Below are 19,295 nucleotides of genomic sequence, written 5' to 3' on the forward strand. Positions count from 1 at the left end.
CTGTCCACCGCGATCGAGCCGTAGGTGCCAGTATTGGACCCGGCAATGCTCCAGGTGGCGGTGGCCGCGTGATCGATGTCGGTCGAGCTGAACTGGCCACTGACACTGAGGGTGGTGTCTTCCTTCACGGTGCCGGCATCGTTGCCGCTCGCGAAGCTGAGCACCGGTGCGTCATTGCTGCCAGTAATGGTGATGGTCACAGTCTGCGTCGCCGAAGCAGCGTTAGCCGCGCCGCTGTTGTCGGTGGCGACCACGGTGTACGAGAAGGTGACGGTTTCACCCGCGCCGAGGAAATCGAGGTTCTGGCTGGTGCTGTAGTCCCAGCTGTTCTGATCGACCGAGAACCCGGCGACCAACGCCGAAGCCACGCCCGCATTGAGCGTGCCGCCGCTCCAGGCGATGTTGCCGTTGGAGGTGTGCGACACAGTCACCACGTCGATGTTGTCCACATCGGCAAAGCTCAGTGCGCCGCTGTCGCTCAGTGTGGCCGTACCGTTGCCTTCGCTCATGGCGCCGGTGGTGTCGGCAATCGTCAGCGTCGGCCGGTCGTTGGTGCCGGTGATGGTAATGGTCACGGTCTGTACCGTGCCGTCGCCGATCGCCACGTTATAAGTCTGGGTGAGGATCTGGCCTTCGCCCAGGAACTGCACGGCGGCGTTGTCTACCGCGAAGTGCCAGCCCAGCGAACCGCTACCGGTGCCGGTGCTGTCGTGCAGTGGATCTGTGGTGAAGCTGCCCAGGTAGCCGGAAGCGCCCGGTGTGACGGTGACGCTGTGGGTGTCGATCAGGTCGGCGTCGGTGAAGGTGATGCTGCCGTTGGCGGCGTAGTCGCCACTGTCTTCCTTGGCATCGCCGGTCTGCACGCCGCTGGTGATGTGCACCTGGTCGTTGGTGCCGGTGATGGTGATGATCACATTTTGCGTTGTCGACGAACCATGCCCATCATTGACGGTGACCACATAGGTTTCGGTAGCTGTCTGACCCTGGGCCAGGTACTGGGCTGCCGCATTGTTCACGGTGTAAGTCCAGTTAACGGTGCCGTTGGCCGCATTGGCCGCTTCAATGACAGAGGCAAGGCTGAAGTTGCCCAGCGCTGTGATATTGCCTCCCGCCGCCACGAATGAAGCGGTATGCGTGTCGCTCAGATCGACATCGCTAAATGCAATCGTGCCCGTCGTACTCAGCGAATCGGTAGTGCTCGGCGTTGTGGGCGCATCTTCGGTCACCGTGCCAGCCTGCACGCTGACGTTCATCGTCACACTGTCATTCATACCGGCAAATTGCACTTGCGCAGTGGCCCAGCTGAGGGTGCCATTGCCGAGACGAATCGCATACGTAAAGCTGTCTGCCAGGGACGCTCCGGCAGCAAGCTCCTGAAGTTGCGTCTTGAAAGCAGTCGATAAGGTAGCGGCGTCGTAGCCGACTTTGCCATCCGATGTAATCCAGATTTTTGCCCCGTTGAGGCTGGTGTCGGTGCTCGTCGCCTCAATTCTGCTCGTGTCCTGGACCAGCAGATCGGCCGGGGCATAAACCTTGGTGGCAGTAGAAAGGCTGGTCGCGTTATCAACTGACCAGAGCGTCTTTGCGTTACCGCCCAGGTCATTGGACATGACATCCAGGTACACGACACCCTGCAGGTCTTCAGTGATGGTCACGTTGCTCGTGCCAATGACACCCGTAGTGAAAATGTCGTCCTGCGCCTGCGGCGTATTGGAAAACGAAGTAACGGTGCCGCCGCTGGTCGTGGTGGTGGTAGCCATGTCTTTCTCCCGAGAATGCTTTTTTTATTGGAATTGCCAGGGACTGCTAACAGGACGAAGTCCCGTGCTTGCGCCGCTCAGAGTGTTCAGGAGCGGTACGGGGCGGCTACCGGACATCGTCGACCGTCTGGGCTTGACGGGACAGGTGGTGCCGGCAGAGGGGCGCTGGTCTCGCGGGGGTGAAGAAACTCGCCGTACTTGAGGAGCGAATCGCAGAAGCGGTCGGGCGAACGTGGGCCCAAGCCTGAGGCTGCGCTGCGCGTGGCGCGCAGTATCCTGAGAGCGCCCATAGGGAAGGGACTCCTGAAGTAATGGCTGGATAAGGCCGTATTTTGGTACAGCACTGACTCAGGGATACGGCCTTTCCTGATATCAGTTTGATAGGTGTTTAGTTGTGGGGTCAGGCTTTGTAAAGGTGTTAAGCGCAGGTAACAGTACGATGTGCCAATATTCCGACAAGTGGGTGTTTTGGTGTCAATATTATGTCGATTTGTTTTTGGCGAAGTGACCGCAGGCACTCAATAGTGGTGCACCTCAAATGAGCTGAAACCCTTATGCGGCAAGGGCTGGCTGCATAATTCCAGTACAAGGAAACTCTAAAATTGCAGCGTCAGCGGTTAGAAAAGCCCGTCAGAGCATTCCTCTGGCAGTTTTTTTCTTGCTCGAACCACCTGACGACTTACGTGGAAAGTCCGTTATTGCTGTGCCTTACTTCTGACTCCACTCACGGAGCCAAGCAATGCGACACAGAGGTGCACAGTTCTGGTTATGGACCGACACCCGTTTGCCTCACCGCACCCATGAAGAAGTGCTCGGTGACGGGGTACAAGTGGAAGTGCGGGCGCGCGTGGGTCATGAGGGAATCACCCAGGTGTTCATCGGTGTTTACGATGCCCGTGGGATCATGCTGTGTGAGGAGTTTCACGACAGGGGCCGTGATGAGACTTACTGTGCGGCGTTGAAGTGGGGCGCTCTACGAGCGGGCGAGATCGTCGCGGGCACGCAGGCCTTCGTTGCACCTCATCGGGTGCAACTGACGCTCGGCACGGTCATCACCGATGAGTCGGTACTGGCGCTGCGGCGGATGGAAATGAACGAACGTGAGCGTTTCAAGCTCAGCTGTGAAGATGCGTGGTCGGAATACCTGACCGCCAAAGCGGCCATGCTTGACCTCATGCGCGCGCCCAAAGTCGATCCCAGGGTCTGGGCGGACCACAAGGAGCGACTGAAGCAGGCGATTGACCGGCGCGTCTGTGTACAACGCGCCTATTTACGCTGAGCTATTCAGAACCTGATGCCCGGGGCTGTCGCAGGGTCTCGATGGTCGCGATCAGGTCATCGTAGGACACCGGTTTTCCAATGTACTGGTCAAAGCCCGATTGACGAGCCTTTTTAATATCGCTGATAGCGCCATAGCCAGTCAGGGCAATGGCCGGCACATCCTTGACATGCGGCAACTGACGTAATGCTTGCATCAGTTCATGGCCGTTCATGACCGGCATGCCCAAGTCCGAAATGATCAGGTCGAAGTGGCTGTTTGCAGCCGCGTCCAGAGCGTCCTTCGGATGATCGAAGGCAACGACTTCGGCGTCCTCCATTTCCAGCAGCATCTTCAGGGTTTCCAGTACCTCGGCGGAGTCGTCGACCAGCAGAATCGTCAGGCCGCTCAGTTTTCCTGATACCTCATCGGTTGGCGTTGTGGTTTGGGTTTTGCCTTCACTACTGGCCAGGGGCAAATAGACAGTGAAGGTACAGCCTTCCCCAACGCCCGGCGAACTCACTTCAACCGTGCCATGTTGGGCCTCGGTCAATTGGCGCACCAGTGACAAACCGATGCCCAGCCCTTCGCGCTGGTGGTTGGCGTGCTGTGTTTCAGCCTGGCCAAACAGGTCGAATACGTGTTCGAGGTTCTCTGCCGCGATGCCGGTGCCATTGTCCTTGACGTCCAGCCGCGCCATGTTTCCGGCCAGGCTGGCGATCAATTGCACGCGGCCGTCGGGCGGGGTGAATTTCAGTGCGTTATTCACCAGGTTCCAGATGATCTGCTCCAGGCGCGTCGGATCGGCGCGCACCATCAACGGCTCCGAAGGCACATGCAGCTCGACGGTGGTGCTGTGCTGGTCGTTGAGGACGACGGTGTAAATATCGCGCAGCACACTGGCCAGATCCACGGCGATCGGTTTGAGCTTGAGCTTGCCGGTGCGCACGCGTGCGACATCCAGCAGGTCGTCGATGATCCGCGCCTGGCTGCTGACAGCATCGCAGATGGTGTTGACGGCTTTGGCGGCCGGCGCCACCGACTTGGTCACCGGCAAGCGCCGCAACAGTTCGGCGTTGAGCTGGATCAGGTTCAGAGGATGCTTGAGTTCGTGGGACATGACCGCGAAGAACTCATCCTTGAGGTAATTGGTGTTCAGCGTCTCGGCCAGTTGCTGGCTTTGTTCCTCATGCTGGCGTTTGTGACCGGTCAGGTCCCGGGCGATTTTCACGTAGCCGCGAAGGTTGTCACCGCTGAGCAAGGTCACTTCGCCGCTGCAATAGAAGCGGCTGCCGTCCTTGCGCAGGTGCCAGCGTTCATCTTCGGAACGGCCATGGGTGCGAGCCCCCAGCAGTTCGGATTCAGGCACGCCGGAGGCGCGGTCTTCGGCGGAAAAAATGAAGTCGTAGTAAGCGCCTTCGGCCTCAGCCTTGCTGTAGCCGAAGATCAGTTCGGCGCCTTTGTTCCAGGTGGTGATCACGCCTTGTTCATCAAGGGTGATGATCGCGTAGTCGCGGGTGCTTTCGGCCACCAGGCGCATGCGTTCTTCGCCCAGGCGCAGCTCTTCTTCGGCCTCGCGGCGTTTGGTGATGTCAATGAACGTCAGCACGGTGCCGTCGATACGGTCTTCGCTGGAGCGATAGGGCAGCAGGCGGGCGATGTACCAGTGCTTGTCGGTGCTGCTGACTTCACGTTCGATCATGTTCAATGATTCGAACACCGATGCCGCGTCACTCGCCAGGTCGTCGTAGTGCAGGCGATGGGTGATGTCGAGCAGGGAGCGGCCGGTATCCACCGGCAGCATGCTGAAGATATCGGTGGCACGCGGAGTGAACCACTTGATCCGCATGCTGCGGTCGACAAACACCGTGGCAATGTCGGTGGAGGCGATCAGGTTGGTCAGGTAGTCGTTGATCTTGTCAGTTTCTTCGACTTTGGTTTTCAGCTCGTAGTTGACCGTCAGCAGCTCTTCATTGATCGATTGCAGCTCTTCCTTGCTGGTTTCCAGCTCTTCGGTGGCCGAGCGCAGTTCTTCGTTGATCGCCTGCATTTCTTCGTTGGAAGCTTTCAGTTCCTCACTGGAAATTTCCGATTGTTCAATGGTGTCCTGCAAGTGCAGTTTGGTGCGTTGCAGTTCACGTTCCAGGTTGGACAATACCTGGCTCTCGGTTTGCAACAGGGGCGTGGTCGTCGCTTGCGAAGGATCGACTTCGACGTCCTCGAAAATCACCAGGATGAACTCGCCGTCCGCCTCTTCATCCTTGTAAGGCTGCACCTCCAGGCTGACCTTGTAACGCCGCTCCTCGAGCTTGATCGGCACCTCGCGAGACTTCACCGCCAGGCCGCTCTGCTGGGCCTGGAACAGCGTGGTGCGGATTTCCAGGCGCAGCTCCGGCAGGATCAGCGTCAGCAGGTTACGTGACAGCTCACCGCCCACATGCCGCAGGAAACGCCCGGCACTTTCGCTCATGTGCAGGATATCGGCATTGGTATCGATGATCATGCTCGGCGGGCCGGAGCGTTCGAGGGCGCGCTGGTGGATGTCGGCGAACGACAGTTTGCGCTGCACGGCGTGCTGCGGTGCCTGATGGGAAATATTGGAGCGCACATAACCACCGCGCGGCACGGTCGGCGTGCGTCGACTGTTGGTGGTGCCGGTCTTGGCGCGGAAGATCCGGTTGCGTTTGTCCACCGGCGTGAACAGCTCATGGCAAGCGTCTGCGCTTTCGGAGGAACCGAGGAACAGAAAACCGCCGGGGCGCAAGGCGAAGTGGAACATCTGCAGGATTTCGCGCTGTACTTCGCGATCCAGATAGATCAACAGGTTCCGGCACACGATCAGGTCGATTTGCGAGAAGGGTGGATCGGACAGCAGGCTGTGTTTGGCGAACAGCACCTTCTCGCGGATTTCCTTGCGAATCCGATAGTGCTCATCTTCCTTGATGAAGTAATGCCGCAGCCGCGTCGGCGGCACATCCGTCACGATGGCTTGCGGGTACAGGCCGGCCCGGCCGAAGCTGATGGCGCGCTCGTCGATGTCGGTGGCGAAAACTTGCAGTGAGGCCTTGCTGGCTTCCTGTTGCAGCTGATCATTGACCAGCATCGCCAGGCTATAGGCTTCTTCGCCGGTGGAACAGCCAGCCGACCAGACCCGGATTTCTTCCTTTTCAGGCTGCGCCGAAACCGCGGCGCTGACCAGTTGCGGAATGACATCCCGCTCCAGCGCTTCGAAGGCTTCGCGATCACGGAAAAAGTTGGTCACGCCGATCAGCATGTCCCCCAGCAGCGCCTTGGTTTCTTCGGGATTGCTTAGCAGGTAGCGGTAATAAGCTCCCAAGTCGGGCTGGGCCGTGACCTGCATCCGGCGTTCGATCCGCCGCAATACCGTTGCGCGTTTATAGTGCTTGAAGTCATGACCGGTGCCGGTACGCAACTGGATCAGGATGTCGTGCAGCATTTGTTCGGCGAGCACGGCATCACGTTCGGCTACAGAGGCGAAGGATTGCAGTTCCGGATCATTGGCGGCGGGCAAGCTGATTTCCCGGGAGTTGTGCCACAGGTCCAGCAGCTTTTGCGGCATGTCTGCTACGGGCAACACCAGATCGACCATGCCGGTCTCGATGGCCGCCCGAGGCATACCGTCGAACTCGGCGTCCTCCGGTACCTGGGCCAGGGTAATGCCGCCCTGTTCCTTGATGCGCGACAGGCCGACCGCGCCGTCGGAACCACTGCCTGAGAGCACCAGGCAGAAGGCACGCTCGCGGTGCACCTGCGCCAGGTCGCGGAAGAACAGGTCGATCGAGGCATGGCGTCCCAGTTGTGGGTCGTTTTCAATTACCTCAAGGTTATTGCCATTCATCACCAGTCGCCGCGCCGGCGGGATGACATAGACCCGGTTTTTCTCGATCGGTACGGTTTCGGTGACCTGCAGAACCGGCATCCGGGTCGATTCCTGGATGATCTTGTCTGCGACGCTTTGGTGGTCGGGCGACAGGTGAAGAATGATCACAAACGCCATGCCGTTGTCGTTAGGCATGTTCTCGAAAAACAATTTGATGGCTTGCAGTCCGCCAGCCGACGCACCGATGCCCACCACTGGAAAATCCAGGGTACTGAGGGTCAGGGCCTTTCGCTCGGGAGCCGTGGCCGAGTGCTTGGGGGTGGTGGTCATTTCCTGGCCTTTGCCGGCGATTTAGAGCGTATTGGGTTCAAGCGGATAATAATTAGCGTGCTTCAATAAATCAGGATAATCCCGTTTTTCAATAACGCCTTCAAATATTTAGCGCAGCCGTATGATCTTTTGGCAGTAAAAGGAACGATTGCACTCCCGCTGCTTCAAGGGAACGCGACTACTGGCCGATAACGCAACAAGCCGTTGTGATTTCATCGCTGGCGGCCGGTAAAGCTCATCACGCGATTGTGCGAAATTGCTTGATAGCCAATGGCCTCTCGCTATCATCTGCGCGCCTGAAAGGCCGCGAAGCTGAACTCGCAGCCATTGCCTTTAGGTTGTTCTTCCTTAAATTGCCTGGAAATCTTCGATGCTGTCGTATCACCAAAAAAGCTTTTTGATCGTCGATGATTTCTCGGATTTCCGCAGTTCCGTCAGGTCCATGCTGCGGGAGCTGGGCGTCAAGGACGTCGACACCGCTGATACCGGTGAGCAGGCGCTGCGCATGTGCTCGCAGAAGTCCTACGACTTCATCCTGCAGGATTTCCACCTGGGCGATGGCAAGAAAAACGGTCAGCAGGTGCTCGAAGACCTGATGATCGAGAAGCTGATCAGCCACGAAAGTGTGTTTGTCATGGTCACCGCCGAAACCAGCCAGGCCATGGTGCTCAGTGCACTGGAGCATGAGCCCGACGCTTACCTGACCAAACCGTTCAACCGCTCCGGCCTGGCCCAGCGCCTGGAGCGACTGGAACAGCGCAAGACCTTGCTCAAGCCGATCCTGCAAGCGCTTGACCGGGGCAAACCGGTTGAAGTGCTCAACGCCTGCATCGCCCTGTGCAAACAAGACATTCGTTATTCGCCGCTGTGCCTGCGCTACCGCGCCGATGCATTGCGCGACTTGAACCAGAACGAAGCGCTGGAGCGTCTTTACGACAGCATCATTGCGGATCGGCCTTTGCCCTGGGCGTTTGCCGGATTGGGCCAATTGCTGTTCAAGCGCGGGCAGGTCAGCCAGGCCAAGGGCATTTACGAAAAAGCCTTGAAAGTCTTCCCGATGATGCCGGCCCTCTACGATGGCATGGCCGATGTGCTGGTCGCCGAAGGTGACACCAAAGCGGCGCAGAAAGTGTTGGAAGAAGCAATTCGCCTGTCGCCGCTGGCGGTGCGCCGGCAAGCGTTGCTGGGCAAGTTGGCAATGGCCAACGAAGATTTCGACACTGCCTCCAAAGCCTATCGCCAGGCCGTGAACCAAGGGGCGCAGTCACGTTTCAAGGATGCGGAAAGCAACCTCGGCCTGGCCCATGCCTTGATCAGCAAAGGTGCGGAAAAGGGCCTGGACACGCGGACCCGCCTGGAAATCAACACGACGCTGAGTGCAGTGGCGAAGGAGAACCCGTCAGACCCGGGCCTGCAGATTCGTGCGCGTCTGATGAAGGCCACCAGCCTGCTGCTCAACGATGCCGAGACCGCCGAGAAGCTCACCGAGCAAGCGATGATGCGCCTCGATGGCATGGAACAGTTCATGAGCGCCGAAGCGGCGCTGCTGGTGGCCAAGCAGTTGCAAATGCTCGGGCAGGCGAGTGCCGGTGCTTCGATGTTGAAAAACTGTGCGGAAATCTACGGCGACGATCCGACCGTGATGAAGGGCATCGCCAAGCTGACCGACGACCCGACCATCCTCAACTCGGGCAATGCCGCCGCCGACCTCAACCGTCAGGGCGTGCGGGTGTACAAGACCGGCAATCTGGTGGAAGCCCGGGATGTGTTCCGCAAAGCCCTGGCGCTGCAACCGAAGAACATCAGTATTGCCCTGAACATGGCGCAGTCGCTGCTGCATGGCACCGACACCAGTGTCCCGTCGGCCGAGCTGGAAGAGTGCCGGGCCTGCCTGAAAACGGTCGGCCTGATGCCCGATACCGATGCGCGTTATCCGCGCTACCAGAAACTGAAAATCAAGGCGTTCGGCGAATGATCGACAGCGAACCGTCACTCGACTTCTCTACGGTGATTGCCTCCACCGTGCACGACATGAAGAACTCTCTGGCCATGCTGATGCAGGCGCATAGCCAATGGCTGGCGCGTTTGCCCGACCCTGAGCGGCACACCCCGGAGCAGGGCGTCATCGACTTCGAGTTCGCCCACCTCAATGGCATGCTGGTGCAGTTGCTGGGGCTGTACAAGCTGGGCGTCAACCAGATGCCATTGCAGCCGGCCTACCATGAGCTCGATGACTTCATCGAGGCGCAACTGGCGGCTCATCAAGAAGTGTTCGCCAGCCGCGGCATTATCGCGACCTATGAAGTGGACCCGTTGAGCCCGCTGGGTTTCTTCGATCGGGAGCTGATTGCCTCGGTGCTCGCCAATTGCATCAACAACGCCATTCGTTATGCCCGGCATGCCTTGTTGATCAGTGTCAGCGATGAGGCCGGGCAATTGGTGCTGACCATCAACGACGATGGTGAGGGTTATCCACTCGAGATGATCGAGCGTCAGGCCGACTATGTGCAGGGCATCAACCACAGCAGCGGCAGTACCGGCCTGGGCTTGTACTTTGCCGGGCGGATTGCCGCCTTGCATCAGCGTGATGGTGTGGGCGGACGTACCGAAATCAGTAATGGCGGGCCATTGGGTGGCGGCGTGTTCAGCCTCTATCTCCCCTGAACGACACGTTCCTCACAGGATTGCGCCTTTTTGTTTGACGCTGCTTGATATTCCGAACAGCCGGAGCCTATTTTGTACGGGTCGCCGTTCGCGGCTCGTACAACAACAAGGATTGCGTCATGACAACCGATGGCCATCGCTCACTCGCGCAGCGATTGACGGGCATTGATGAGATTGAATGTGTCACGCCGGACCTGAACGGCGTGCCACGCGGCAAAGTAATGACCGCTGAAGGATTTCTTGAGGGGCGGCGTTTGCAGATGGCGCGGGGAGTGCTGCTGCAATGCATCATGGGCGGCTATCCGCCCGCGCACTTTTACGGCAGCGATGATGGCGATCTGGCGCTGGTGCCTGATCCGGGGCAGATCCACCGCTTGCCCTGGAGTTCGCACCCTCGGGCACTGGCCATATGCGATGCACAGGAACTGACTGGCGAGAGCTCGCACCTGTCGACTCGCGGCCAACTCAAGGCGGTGATCGCTCGCTACGCCGCCCTCGGTCTGGCGCCGGTCGTGGCGACCGAGCTGGAATTCTTTGTGTTCGCGCCCAACCCTGACCCGACGCAACCCTTCCAGCCGCCAGTGGGCCTGGACGGTCGTCGCGAGGACGGACATTCGGCATTCAGCATCAGCTCCAATAACGGCTTGCGGCCGTTCTTCACTGAAGTCTACGCAGGCATGGCGGCGCTGGGCTTACCCCGCGATACCTTCATGCACGAGATGGGCGTCAGCCAGTTCGAGATCAACCTGCTGCATGGCGATCCGCTGCTGCTGGCCGACCAGACCTTGCTGTTCAAGCATCTGCTCAAGGAAGTCGCGCTCAAGCATGGCCTGACCGTGGTCTGCATGGCCAAGCCGTTGGCTCACACGCCGGGCAGTTCGATGCATATTCACCAGAGCGTCGTCGAGATCGGCACCGGGCGTAACGTGTTCAGCGACGAGGCTGGCGAGCCGACCGCGACCTTCCGTCATTTCATCGGTGGTCAGCAAGCTGGCCTTGCGGATTTCACCGCGCTGTTTGCGCCGAACGTGAACTCTTATCAGCGCCTGTGCCATCCTTTTGCATCGCCCAATAATGCCTGCTGGTCCCACGACAACCGCGCGGCCGGCCTGCGCATTCCAGCCAGTTCACCGGTCGCTCGTCGGGTCGAAAACCGCTTGCCGGGGGCTGATGCCAACCCGTATCTGGCGATCGCCGCGAGCCTGGCGTCGGGGCTGTATGGCATCGAAAACAAACTGGAACCGAGCGAAGCGGCCCGGGGCGAGTTCGTGGTGCCGGATAATCTTGCGTTGCCGTGTACCTTGCATGCCGCACTTGAACGTCTGAAACGTAGCCAATTGGCGAAGGAACTGTTCGGCAAGGAGTTCATCGAAGGCTACATCGCTTCGAAGACCCTGGAGTTGACCAGCTTCCTCGATGAAATTACTCCCTGGGAACGGCGTGTTCTAGCAGCCCAGGCCTGACGACCTGTCGCCATCGGGCTATCGTTGTCGATAGCCCGATACTCACTGCAAGGAGCCGCTCGGAACGCCAATGCGCCAAATCCTGAAATCCTTTCGAGGACTTTATTTCGCCTCGCTGATGATGTTGATCGGCTCGGGCCTGTTGAGTACTTACCTGGCCCTGCGCCTGGCGGCCGATAAGGTCGACAGCCTGTGGGTCGGCGCGTTGATGGCGGCCAACTATTTCGGCCTGGTGCTGGGCGGCAAGATCGGCCATCGGTTGATTGCCCGGGTCGGGCATATTCGAGCTTATTCAGCCTGCGCCGGGATCGTCGGTGCGGCGGTGCTGGGCCATGGCCTGGTCGATTGGCTGCCCGCGTGGCTGTTCCTGCGGGTGATTGTTGGCCTGGGCATGATGTGCCAGTACATGGTGATCGAAAGCTGGCTCAATGAGCAGGCAGAAGCCAAGCAGCGTGGCGTGGTGTTCAGCGGCTACATGATCGCTTCGTACCTGGGGCTGGTGTTGGGCCAGCTGATTCTGGTCATGCACCCGGGGCTGGGCCTGGAGCTGCTGATGCTGGTCGCTCTGTGTTTCGCCCTGTGTCTGGTGCCGGTGGCCCTGACCCGGCGGATTCACCCAGCGCCATTGCACCCGGCGCCGATGGAACCGCGCTTCTTCATCAAACGTGTGCCGCAGTCACTGAGCACGGTGTTGGGGGCGGGATTGATCGTCGGTTCGTTTTACGGCCTGGCGCCGCTGTATGCCTCCCAGCAAGGATTGTCCACCGAGCAGGTCGGTCTGTTCATGGGCAGCTGCATTTTTGCAGGCCTGGTGGTGCAGTGGCCGTTGGGATGGCTATCGGATCGTTATGACCGGGCGGTATTGATCCGAAGTTTTGCGTTTAGCCTGGCACTGGCCGCGTTGCCGCTGGCGATCATGCCGCAGGTGCAACTGGAGGTGCTGTTCATCGCCGGGTTCCTCTGTTCGTTGGTGCAATTCTGTCTGTACCCGCTGGCGGTGGCGTTCTCCAACGACCACGTCGAGGGTGATCGCCGGGTGTCGCTGACGGCGATGCTGCTGGTGACTTACGGTGTCGGCGCGAGTGTCGGACCGTTGGTGGCAGGGGTATTGATGAAGTTGTTCGGCAGCCAGATGCTGTATGCCTTTTTCAGTTTTTTTGCATTGGTGCTGGTGTGGCGAATCCGCCCGAAAGCAGTCACCAATCTGCATCAGGTGGACGATGCTCCGCTGCATCACGTGGCCATGCCCGACAGCATGACGAGTTCGCCACTGGTGGCTTGCCTTGACCCGCGTGTCGATGAGCAGGTGGTGCAGGATCAGATGCAGAACTCGGTCAACCCGGAGGCTGATGTCAATCCGGATGCCGAGCCAGAACCTGAACCAGTTTCGGATTCAGAAGACCCGGACGCAGGTCGCGAGCAAAGTTTTACCGAAGCGCGGCCTTGATCAAGGCATAAAAAAACGGGCAGTCCCCGCAAGGGACTGCCCGTTTTTTATTGGCGGGGTGTATCAGAAGTCGTCTTTGTCAAAGCGCCGCGCTTCACGCTGAAGCTGATAGACGAACCGCTCGACCTGCCGTTGCACCAGGCCGCTCATGTTGTGAAAGCGCACGCCGGCGAAGGTGGTGTTGATCTTTTCTTCAAAGTGCAGGTAACGCAGCTCCACCGGTGCCGTCATGCTGCCGAAGGGCAGGGCGGCGATGAAGCGGTCGTAGACCTGGCCCAATTGCAGCTTGGCGGTGATGTCGCCTTCGAAGCGCAATTTGCAGCCGGTGGCGGAGATGTCCAGCAGTTTGCCAGCGAGGGGCGACTTGAGTTTCTCGCCCCCCAGCTCGACATTGACCAGTTGTGCCAGCTTCAACGCAGCGCGGAAAGCATTGCGGCGCTGGTGGTAAACCACCTCATCGGGCAGCGTGCCGCGGTAGCAGCGGCCATCGCCGGACTCGTCGATGGTCAGCGGGCCATTGCTTTCCCAGGCGATGCGCACGCCGTCGTGGAAGCCTTCGACCTTGAACGGTTCGCCGGCCAGCAGAAAGCGTTCGCCGTCGCGCGGGATCATTTCGTCCAGGGCGATCATGTTGCTGTCACGGTCGACGTCCACCAGATAACTCTGGAAGCGCTGGCTGCGCTCGTGGAACGTGATGATCAGCGGGTCATGGCTGTCTTGCAGCTGACGCAGGTTGCCGGAGATTTCCAAAGGAGTGGTGAGCACCTTGGGTGGCTGCGGAGCATCTTCCGCGCTTAAGGCATTGGACACGGGGTATCAATCTCCAGGCAAATATGACTACTGGCCGGCATTCTGCCAGCATGTTGCGTGTCTTGATAGGGCGTGCTCATTGAAAGGCTTAAGCCTGACTGAGCGGGCGTGGCTTGGCGAGCTTGGAGGTTGATCCGCGGGCATCGTAGAGCGCTGGCGGCTCGCCGCCGGTGAGGATTTTCAGCTGGTTGGCCGTGGCGGCCTGCTGCACCAGAATCGACTGGCCATTGTTGGCATTGGCGGCTTGGCACTGGGCCAGGAGGTCGGTGAGCACGTCGCTCTGTCCCAGCAATCGTTCGCCAATGCTCGACTGGCTGGCGAGTTGCTCCAGGCCCTGGCGGTTGGTTGGCAGGTTGAGGCTGGCGAGGATTTCACTGCGCTTGCGGCCATGCTGTTCGAGCAGAATGATCAATGCCTGTTTATGCGCCAGAATTTCTTCGAGCAGTGGCATGTCGCGACCGTGCAAGGCAAGGGACTCGGTTTGCAGTAGCTCCAGCAGTTGTTGCGCCGGGGCGAAGTCGTCGATGATCAGTTGCAGTAATTGAGTGTCGTGCATGGCTGGCCTTGGGTTTTAAGCGTCCAAAAGCCTGGCGCGGGCCGTGGCCTAGCGCTGGGCTTCGAAGTTGAGCAGTTTGCTGGCTACACGGTTGCTGTCGACTTTATAGCTGCCATCGGCAATCGCTGCTTTCAACTCGGCCACGCGGGCGTTGTCGACGGCAGGCTGATCGCGCAGCTTGTCAGTGACCTTCTGCAACTGTTGAGCCTCATTGCTGAGGTGTACCGATTCCCCGCTTTTGGTGGTACTGGCCTGTTCGGCCGGGGTATTCAGCGGCGCGGATTGGCCGGCTTCGGCGGTTTCCTTGGCGGTGCTGGTACGCGTACTGCCCGTAAGTGACGAGGAGCTGTTTAAACGACTGAAATCGATGACCATGACAAAAAACCTCTGGATATTTGGACGCTTGCCATGTTTTCGGCGATTCCCCGAAAAACTTTAGGCCCATTTATCAATGAGCTCGCATGCGCCAGCGCATGCCCTGCATGCGGCACAGTTTAGGCAACCGCCAGGCGGTGCGCCATCACTTCACAAACACAGAGCCCTTACATGGCCACTTCCACCTGGCCGGGCGCTGTGACTTGCGCCTTGATGACCCGCTGGGAGTTAAGGTTTTTCACGCGAATCTGTTCCCTCAGGCCGCCGTTGGACAGCGCTTCACCCGGCATGCGCACACTGAGCGTACCACTGCGGGCGGTAATCACCACCTGGTCGCCCTTGCGAACCACTTCCGCCTGTTCGAGATGCACCAGCGTAATGATCTGATCGGCGACCATTGGTCGGGTAAGTTTTTGCCCGATAGCCTGATCGACGGAAGTCAAAAACCCCTGATTTATCAGGCTGATATCACGCTCGCGCAGGGTTACGTCCTGAGGTTCGATAATCCCTGTGCGCTTGAGCGGACGAGTGGTCGTCACAATGTCGCGAAACAGCTTCACTTGAGCGGGCACGAAGACCGTCCAGGGCGAGGCGCCATCGCAGCGAACCTTGACCGTGACCCGTCCCAGAGGCCTTGCCGGGCTCTCGAGGGTGGCTGTCAATTCCTTGTCGCACATAGGCATGCGCAGGCGCGGATCGAGCTGGTTGACCTGGATTTCGTAGCGACCTTGCGTTTGACTGGTGGCCAGATAGTCCTCTACGGTGAATTCAAGAAAGCCCTGGGTGACGCCGATAAGCATGTCAGGCAAGGTAACCGTATCAGCAAGGGCAGGGCTGCCAGCGTTGAACAGGCAAGCGGCCGACATCGCGCAGAGCAATCTGCGGCAGGTTGATGTCAGGTGTCGGAAAAATGTCGGTTCTGTGTTCATAAGAGTTAAAAAGCAAGCGCCGTGCCGTTTCGTGATGAATGTGCGTCGCAACACACTTAGCGTTGGTGTAGGAGTCTGGGCATGGCTGGTGTAATGGATTCGGTGAACCAGCGCACGCAACTGGTAGGGCAGAATCGCCTTGAGCTGTTGTTGTTCCGTCTCGACGGCCAGCAGCTGTATGGGATCAACGTGTTCAAGGTTCGCGAGGTGCTGCAATGCCCCAAGCTGACCCTGATGCCCAAGTCCAGTCCTGTCGTGTGCGGTGTGGCGAATATTCGGGGGGCAACCATTCCGATCCTGGATCTGGCGATGGCGACCGGTGCCGGTCGGTTGCTGGACCAGAGCAATCCCTTCGTGATCATCACGGAGTACAACACCAAGACCCAGGGTTTCCTGGTTCGGTCGGTGGAGCGCATCGTCAACATGAACTGGGAGGAGATTCATCCGCCACCCAAGGGCACGGGGCGCGATCACTACCTGACGGCTGTGACTCGGGTCGACAACCAGTTAGTCGAAATCATCGACGTCGAGAAGGTGCTGGCGGAAGTGGCGCCGACGCCGGAAGCGATTTCGGTGGGCGTGGTCGATGTTGAGACCCAGCACAAGGCGCTCTCTTTGCGCGTATTGACGGTCGACGACTCGTCGGTGGCACGCAAGCAGGTGACCCGTTGCCTGCAAACGATCGGTGTCGAAGTGGTGGCGTTGAACGACGGCCGGCAAGCGCTGGATTACCTGCGCAAGCTGGTTGACGAGGGGAAGAAGCCGGAAGAAGAGTTCCTGATGATGATCTCCGACATCGAGATGCCGGAGATGGACGGGTACACCCTGACGGCCGAGATCCGCGCCGATCCGCGCATGCAAAAGCTCCATATCATCCTGCATACTTCGTTGTCGGGAGTGTTCAATCAGGCGATGGTCAAGAAGGTCGGTGCCGATGACTTCCTGGCCAAGTTCCGTCCTGATGACCTGGCATCCCGGGTAGTCGACCGGATCAAAGCAGCAGATAACAGCTAGAGGCCTTCTGCCCCTGGCGGTCAACACGATTTAAGAGGCGGTATCTTTGTCTACGGGTAATTTGGATTTCGAACAGTTCCGGGTATTCCTGGAAAAAGCCTGTGGCATTTTGCTCGGTGAAAACAAGCAATATCTGGTCTCGAGCCGTCTCAACAAACTGATGGAACAGCAGGGCATCAAATCGTTGGGTGAGCTGGTTCAGCGCATCCAGACCCAGCCGCGCAGCGGTTTGCGCGAGATGGTGGTGGATGCCATGACGACCAACGAAACCCTGTGGTTTCGTGACACCTATCCGTTTGAAGTCTTGAAGAACAAGGTATTGCCTGAAGCGATCAAGGCCAGCCCCGGTCAGCGCCTGCGGATCTGGTCGGCGGCGTGTTCGTCGGGTCAGGAGCCGTATTCGCTGTCGATGTCCATCGATGAGTTCGAACGGGTCAACATGGGCCAGTTGAAGATGGGCGTGCAGATCGTTGCCACCGACCTGTCCGGCAGCATGCTGACCAACTGCAAGACCGGCGAGTACGACAGCCTGGCCATCGGTCGCGGTCTGTCGCCCGAGCGCCTTCAGCGTTACTTCGACCCCAAGGGGCCGGGGCGCTGGGCCATCAAGGCACCAATCAAGAGTCGGGTGGAGTTTCGCTCGTTCAACTTGCTGGACAGCTACGCGAGTCTGGGCAAGTTCGACATCGTGTTCTGCCGCAACGTGCTGATCTACTTCTCCGCCGAGGTGAAGAAAGACATCCTGTTGCGCATTCACAGCACGCTCAAGCCGGGCGGTTATCTGTTCCTTGGCGCGTCCGAAGCGCTGAACGGTTTGCCGGACCATTACCAGATGGTCCAGTGCAGCCCGGGGATCATTTACCAGGCGAAGTGATTCGATGACGGCATACAAAAAAACGGGAGTCCTCAGGGGCTCCCGTTTTTTTTGCCTGCTTGTTTCTCATAGGCACCCCAATACCTGTAGGAGCGAGGCTTGCCCGCGAAAGCGTTGGGGCGGTCAATGATGATTGTTGTCTGGCAGACCGTTTTCGCGGGCAAGCCTCGCTCCTACAGTTGATCGGTGTTGCCCTGGGAAAGCGGCAGAAAAGCGGCAGGCGGCGGAAATCGGTTGCCGCTTTTCTGGCATTGCCGCCTCGTTACTGCTCGCAAAGCCCCGGTTTACGGGCTTTTTTGAATTGGCACGCCGCTTGCTATGTTCACGTTACGAAAAATCAGGTCACCCGAAGGTTTCCCGACATGAGCATCAGCTTCGATAAAGCGCTCGGTATCCACGAACAAGCCCTGGGCTTCCGCGCTCAGCGTGCTGAAGTCCTGGCCAACAACATCGCCAACGCCGACACCCCGAACTACAAGGCTCGGGATCTGGACTTCTCGAAAGTGCTCGCCGAGCAGAACGAGAAAACCAAAAACGGCAAGTTCGCCTTGAGCATGACCAACAGCCGTCACATCGAAGCTGAAGGCCTGGGCAATGGCGACGAGTCGCTGATGTATCGCACGCCGATGCAACCGTCGATCGACCAGAACACCGTGGACGCCCAACTGGAACAGTCGAACTACGCGGAAAACGCGGTCAACTTCCAGGCCAGCTTCACCCTGCTCAACAGTAAATTCAAAGGGCTGGTGTCAGCCCTGCGCGGAGAGTAATTCATGTCCCTGTCCAGTGTTTTCAACATTGCCGGTAGCGGCATGAGTGCCCAGACCACTCGCTTGAACACCGTTGCCAGTAACATCGCCAACGCCGAGACCGTTTCGTCGAGCATCGACCAGACCTACCGCGCCCGTCACCCGGTGTTCGCCACCATGTTCCAGGGCGGCCAGAGCGGCGGCAGCGATTCGCTGTTTCAGAACCAGGACGCGGCCGGTCAAGGCGTGCAAGTGCTGGGTGTGGTCGAAGACCAGAGCAACCTTGAAGCGCGCTACGAGCCGAATCATCCGGCCGCCGATGCCAAGGGCTACGTCTACTACCCGAACGTCAACGTCGTCGAAGAAATGGCCGACATGATTTCCGCAAGCCGTTCGTTCCAGACCAACGCCGAAATGATGAACACCGCCAAAACCATGATGCAGAAGGTCCTGACCCTCGGTCAGTGATAAGGGGCGACTTTCGATGAGTGTTACCGATACCACCAGCGGCGTAAGCCTCAAGGATGTCCTGGCCAACTCTTCGGTCAAGACCACGACCACCAGTGATGGTCTTTCCGCGGCGACCAGCAGTGCCACCGGCAGCAAGGCATTGGGCAAGGATGCGTTCCTGCAACTGCTGGTCACCCAGCTGAAAAACCAGAACCCGCTCGATCCTCAGGACAACAGCGCGTTCGTAGCCCAGTTGGCGCAGTTCAGTAGTCTGGAAGGCATCACCACGCTGAACGACACCGTCAGCGGCATTGCCAGCAACTACAACTCGTCGCAAGCTCTGCAGGCTTCTTCGCTGGTGGGCCGTTCGGTCATCGCGCAGACCGGCAAAGCCGTGGTCGACACCTCCAAGAACCTCAACGGTACGGTTGTGCTGCCGGCGTCGGCGAACCCGGTTACGCTCAAAATCAGTGACGCCGAAGGCAAGACCATCCGCACCATCGACATGGGCAGCCAGAGCGCTGGCAACGCCAGTTTCATCTGGGACGGCAAAAACGATGCCGGAGCAGTCGCCGCGGCCGGCACGTACTCCTTCTCTGCCAGCGCAACCTACGACGGCAAAGCGACCTCACTGGTTACTTACCTGCCGGCAACCGTCAACAGCGTGACCATCAGCCAGACCGGCGGTGAGCTGATGCTGAACCTGGCAGGCCAGGGCAGCGTTGCCCTGTCCAAAGTGCAAACCATTGGTCTATAGAGCCGACTAACACGGCAC

At 59.0% G+C, this 19,295-nt stretch carries 16 protein-coding genes; 10 read left to right on the forward strand and 6 right to left on the reverse strand.

Going from position 1 to position 19,295, the window contains the following annotated elements; translation table 11 throughout:
* Nucleotides 1-1,760, reverse strand: a 1,760-nt coding sequence (locus AC1DQM_RS27415) for a VCBS domain-containing protein (RefSeq protein WP_442115352.1), incomplete at its 3' end; no start/stop codon positions are given.
* Nucleotides 1,761-2,499: 739 nt separating this feature from the next.
* On the opposite strand from AC1DQM_RS27415, the gene AC1DQM_RS27420 reads away from it, so the two are divergent.
* Nucleotides 2,500-3,039, forward strand: a complete 540-nt coding sequence (locus AC1DQM_RS27420) for a hypothetical protein (RefSeq protein ID WP_086944554.1) — start codon at nucleotides 2,500-2,502, stop codon at nucleotides 3,037-3,039.
* Between the two features lies 1 nt (nucleotide 3,040).
* Here AC1DQM_RS27420 and AC1DQM_RS27425 read toward each other — a convergent pair whose 3' ends face one another.
* Entirely contained in the window at nucleotides 3,041-7,189 is a 4,149-nt protein-coding gene (locus AC1DQM_RS27425) for a CheR family methyltransferase (protein WP_442115353.1), read from the reverse strand.
* Between the two features lie 370 nt (nucleotides 7,190-7,559).
* Between AC1DQM_RS27425 and AC1DQM_RS27430 the strand changes: the two genes are divergently transcribed.
* The 4 genes from AC1DQM_RS27430 to AC1DQM_RS27445 all read left to right on the forward strand — a co-directional run bounded on the left by AC1DQM_RS27430 (nucleotide 7,560) and on the right by AC1DQM_RS27445 (nucleotide 12,763).
* Entirely contained in the window at nucleotides 7,560-9,164 is a 1,605-nt protein-coding gene (locus AC1DQM_RS27430; protein ID WP_096480928.1) for a tetratricopeptide repeat-containing response regulator, read from the forward strand.
* Nucleotides 9,161-9,853: a sensor histidine kinase gene (locus AC1DQM_RS27435; RefSeq protein ID WP_442115354.1), complete on the forward strand. Its 693-nt coding sequence runs from the start codon at nucleotides 9,161-9,163 to the stop codon at nucleotides 9,851-9,853. Before AC1DQM_RS27430 ends, AC1DQM_RS27435 begins: the two co-directional genes overlap by 4 nt.
* Before the next feature lie 221 nt (nucleotides 9,854-10,074).
* Nucleotides 10,075-11,316: a glutamine synthetase family protein gene (locus AC1DQM_RS27440; RefSeq protein WP_442115367.1), complete on the forward strand. Its 1,242-nt coding sequence runs from the start codon at nucleotides 10,075-10,077 to the stop codon at nucleotides 11,314-11,316.
* Nucleotides 11,317-11,386: 70 nt separating this feature from the next.
* Nucleotides 11,387-12,763 carry an MFS transporter gene (locus AC1DQM_RS27445; RefSeq protein ID WP_442115355.1) on the forward strand — a complete coding sequence of 459 codons (1,377 nt, stop codon included), beginning with the start codon at nucleotides 11,387-11,389 and terminating at the stop codon, nucleotides 12,761-12,763.
* Between the two features lie 63 nt (nucleotides 12,764-12,826).
* Here the strand turns inward: AC1DQM_RS27445 and AC1DQM_RS27450 are convergent, their stop codons facing one another.
* The 4 genes from AC1DQM_RS27450 to flgA all read right to left on the reverse strand — a co-directional run bounded on the left by AC1DQM_RS27450 (nucleotide 12,827) and on the right by flgA (nucleotide 15,433).
* A complete protein-coding gene (locus AC1DQM_RS27450; RefSeq protein WP_064616479.1) occupies nucleotides 12,827-13,573 on the reverse strand; it encodes a flagellar brake protein in 747 nt (248 codons plus the stop codon).
* 88 nt (nucleotides 13,574-13,661) lie between these two features.
* A complete protein-coding gene (locus AC1DQM_RS27455; RefSeq protein ID WP_442115356.1) occupies nucleotides 13,662-14,129 on the reverse strand; it encodes a flagella synthesis protein FlgN in 468 nt (155 codons plus the stop codon).
* Nucleotides 14,130-14,177: 48 nt separating this feature from the next.
* Nucleotides 14,178-14,504 carry a flagellar biosynthesis anti-sigma factor FlgM gene (flgM, locus tag AC1DQM_RS27460; RefSeq protein WP_007937499.1) on the reverse strand — a complete coding sequence of 109 codons (327 nt, stop codon included), beginning with the start codon at nucleotides 14,502-14,504 and terminating at the stop codon, nucleotides 14,178-14,180.
* 167 nt (nucleotides 14,505-14,671) lie between these two features.
* On the reverse strand, nucleotides 14,672-15,433 hold the full coding sequence (flgA, locus tag AC1DQM_RS27465) for a flagellar basal body P-ring formation chaperone FlgA (RefSeq protein ID WP_064616483.1): 762 nt from the start codon (nucleotides 15,431-15,433) through the stop codon (nucleotides 14,672-14,674).
* A gap of 81 nt (nucleotides 15,434-15,514) precedes the next feature.
* Here flgA and AC1DQM_RS27470 point away from each other — a divergent pair, with 81 nt between their 5' ends.
* The 5 genes from AC1DQM_RS27470 (at nucleotide 15,515) to flgD (ending at nucleotide 19,277) form a co-directional block, all read left to right on the forward strand.
* On the forward strand, nucleotides 15,515-16,447 hold the full coding sequence (locus tag AC1DQM_RS27470; RefSeq protein WP_007937503.1) for a chemotaxis protein CheV: 933 nt from the start codon (nucleotides 15,515-15,517) through the stop codon (nucleotides 16,445-16,447).
* Between the two features lie 46 nt (nucleotides 16,448-16,493).
* A complete protein-coding gene (gene cheR, locus AC1DQM_RS27475; RefSeq protein ID WP_026286437.1) occupies nucleotides 16,494-17,321 on the forward strand; it encodes a protein-glutamate O-methyltransferase CheR in 828 nt (275 codons plus the stop codon).
* A 362-nt stretch (nucleotides 17,322-17,683) separates the two neighbouring features.
* The gene (gene flgB / locus AC1DQM_RS27480) at nucleotides 17,684-18,091 is read left to right on the forward strand and encodes a flagellar basal body rod protein FlgB (RefSeq protein ID WP_007937506.1); all 408 of its coding nucleotides are present in this window, start codon (nucleotides 17,684-17,686) and stop codon (nucleotides 18,089-18,091) included.
* Nucleotides 18,092-18,094: 3 nt separating this feature from the next.
* Entirely contained in the window at nucleotides 18,095-18,538 is a 444-nt protein-coding gene (gene flgC / locus AC1DQM_RS27485) for a flagellar basal body rod protein FlgC (RefSeq protein ID WP_007937507.1), read from the forward strand.
* Between the two features lie 16 nt (nucleotides 18,539-18,554).
* The gene (flgD, locus tag AC1DQM_RS27490) at nucleotides 18,555-19,277 is read left to right on the forward strand and encodes a flagellar hook assembly protein FlgD (RefSeq protein WP_064616485.1); all 723 of its coding nucleotides are present in this window, start codon (nucleotides 18,555-18,557) and stop codon (nucleotides 19,275-19,277) included.
* The last annotated feature ends 18 nt before the right edge of the window (nucleotides 19,278-19,295 follow it).

It is taken from the genome of Pseudomonas sp. 01L34, from assembly GCF_056400265.1.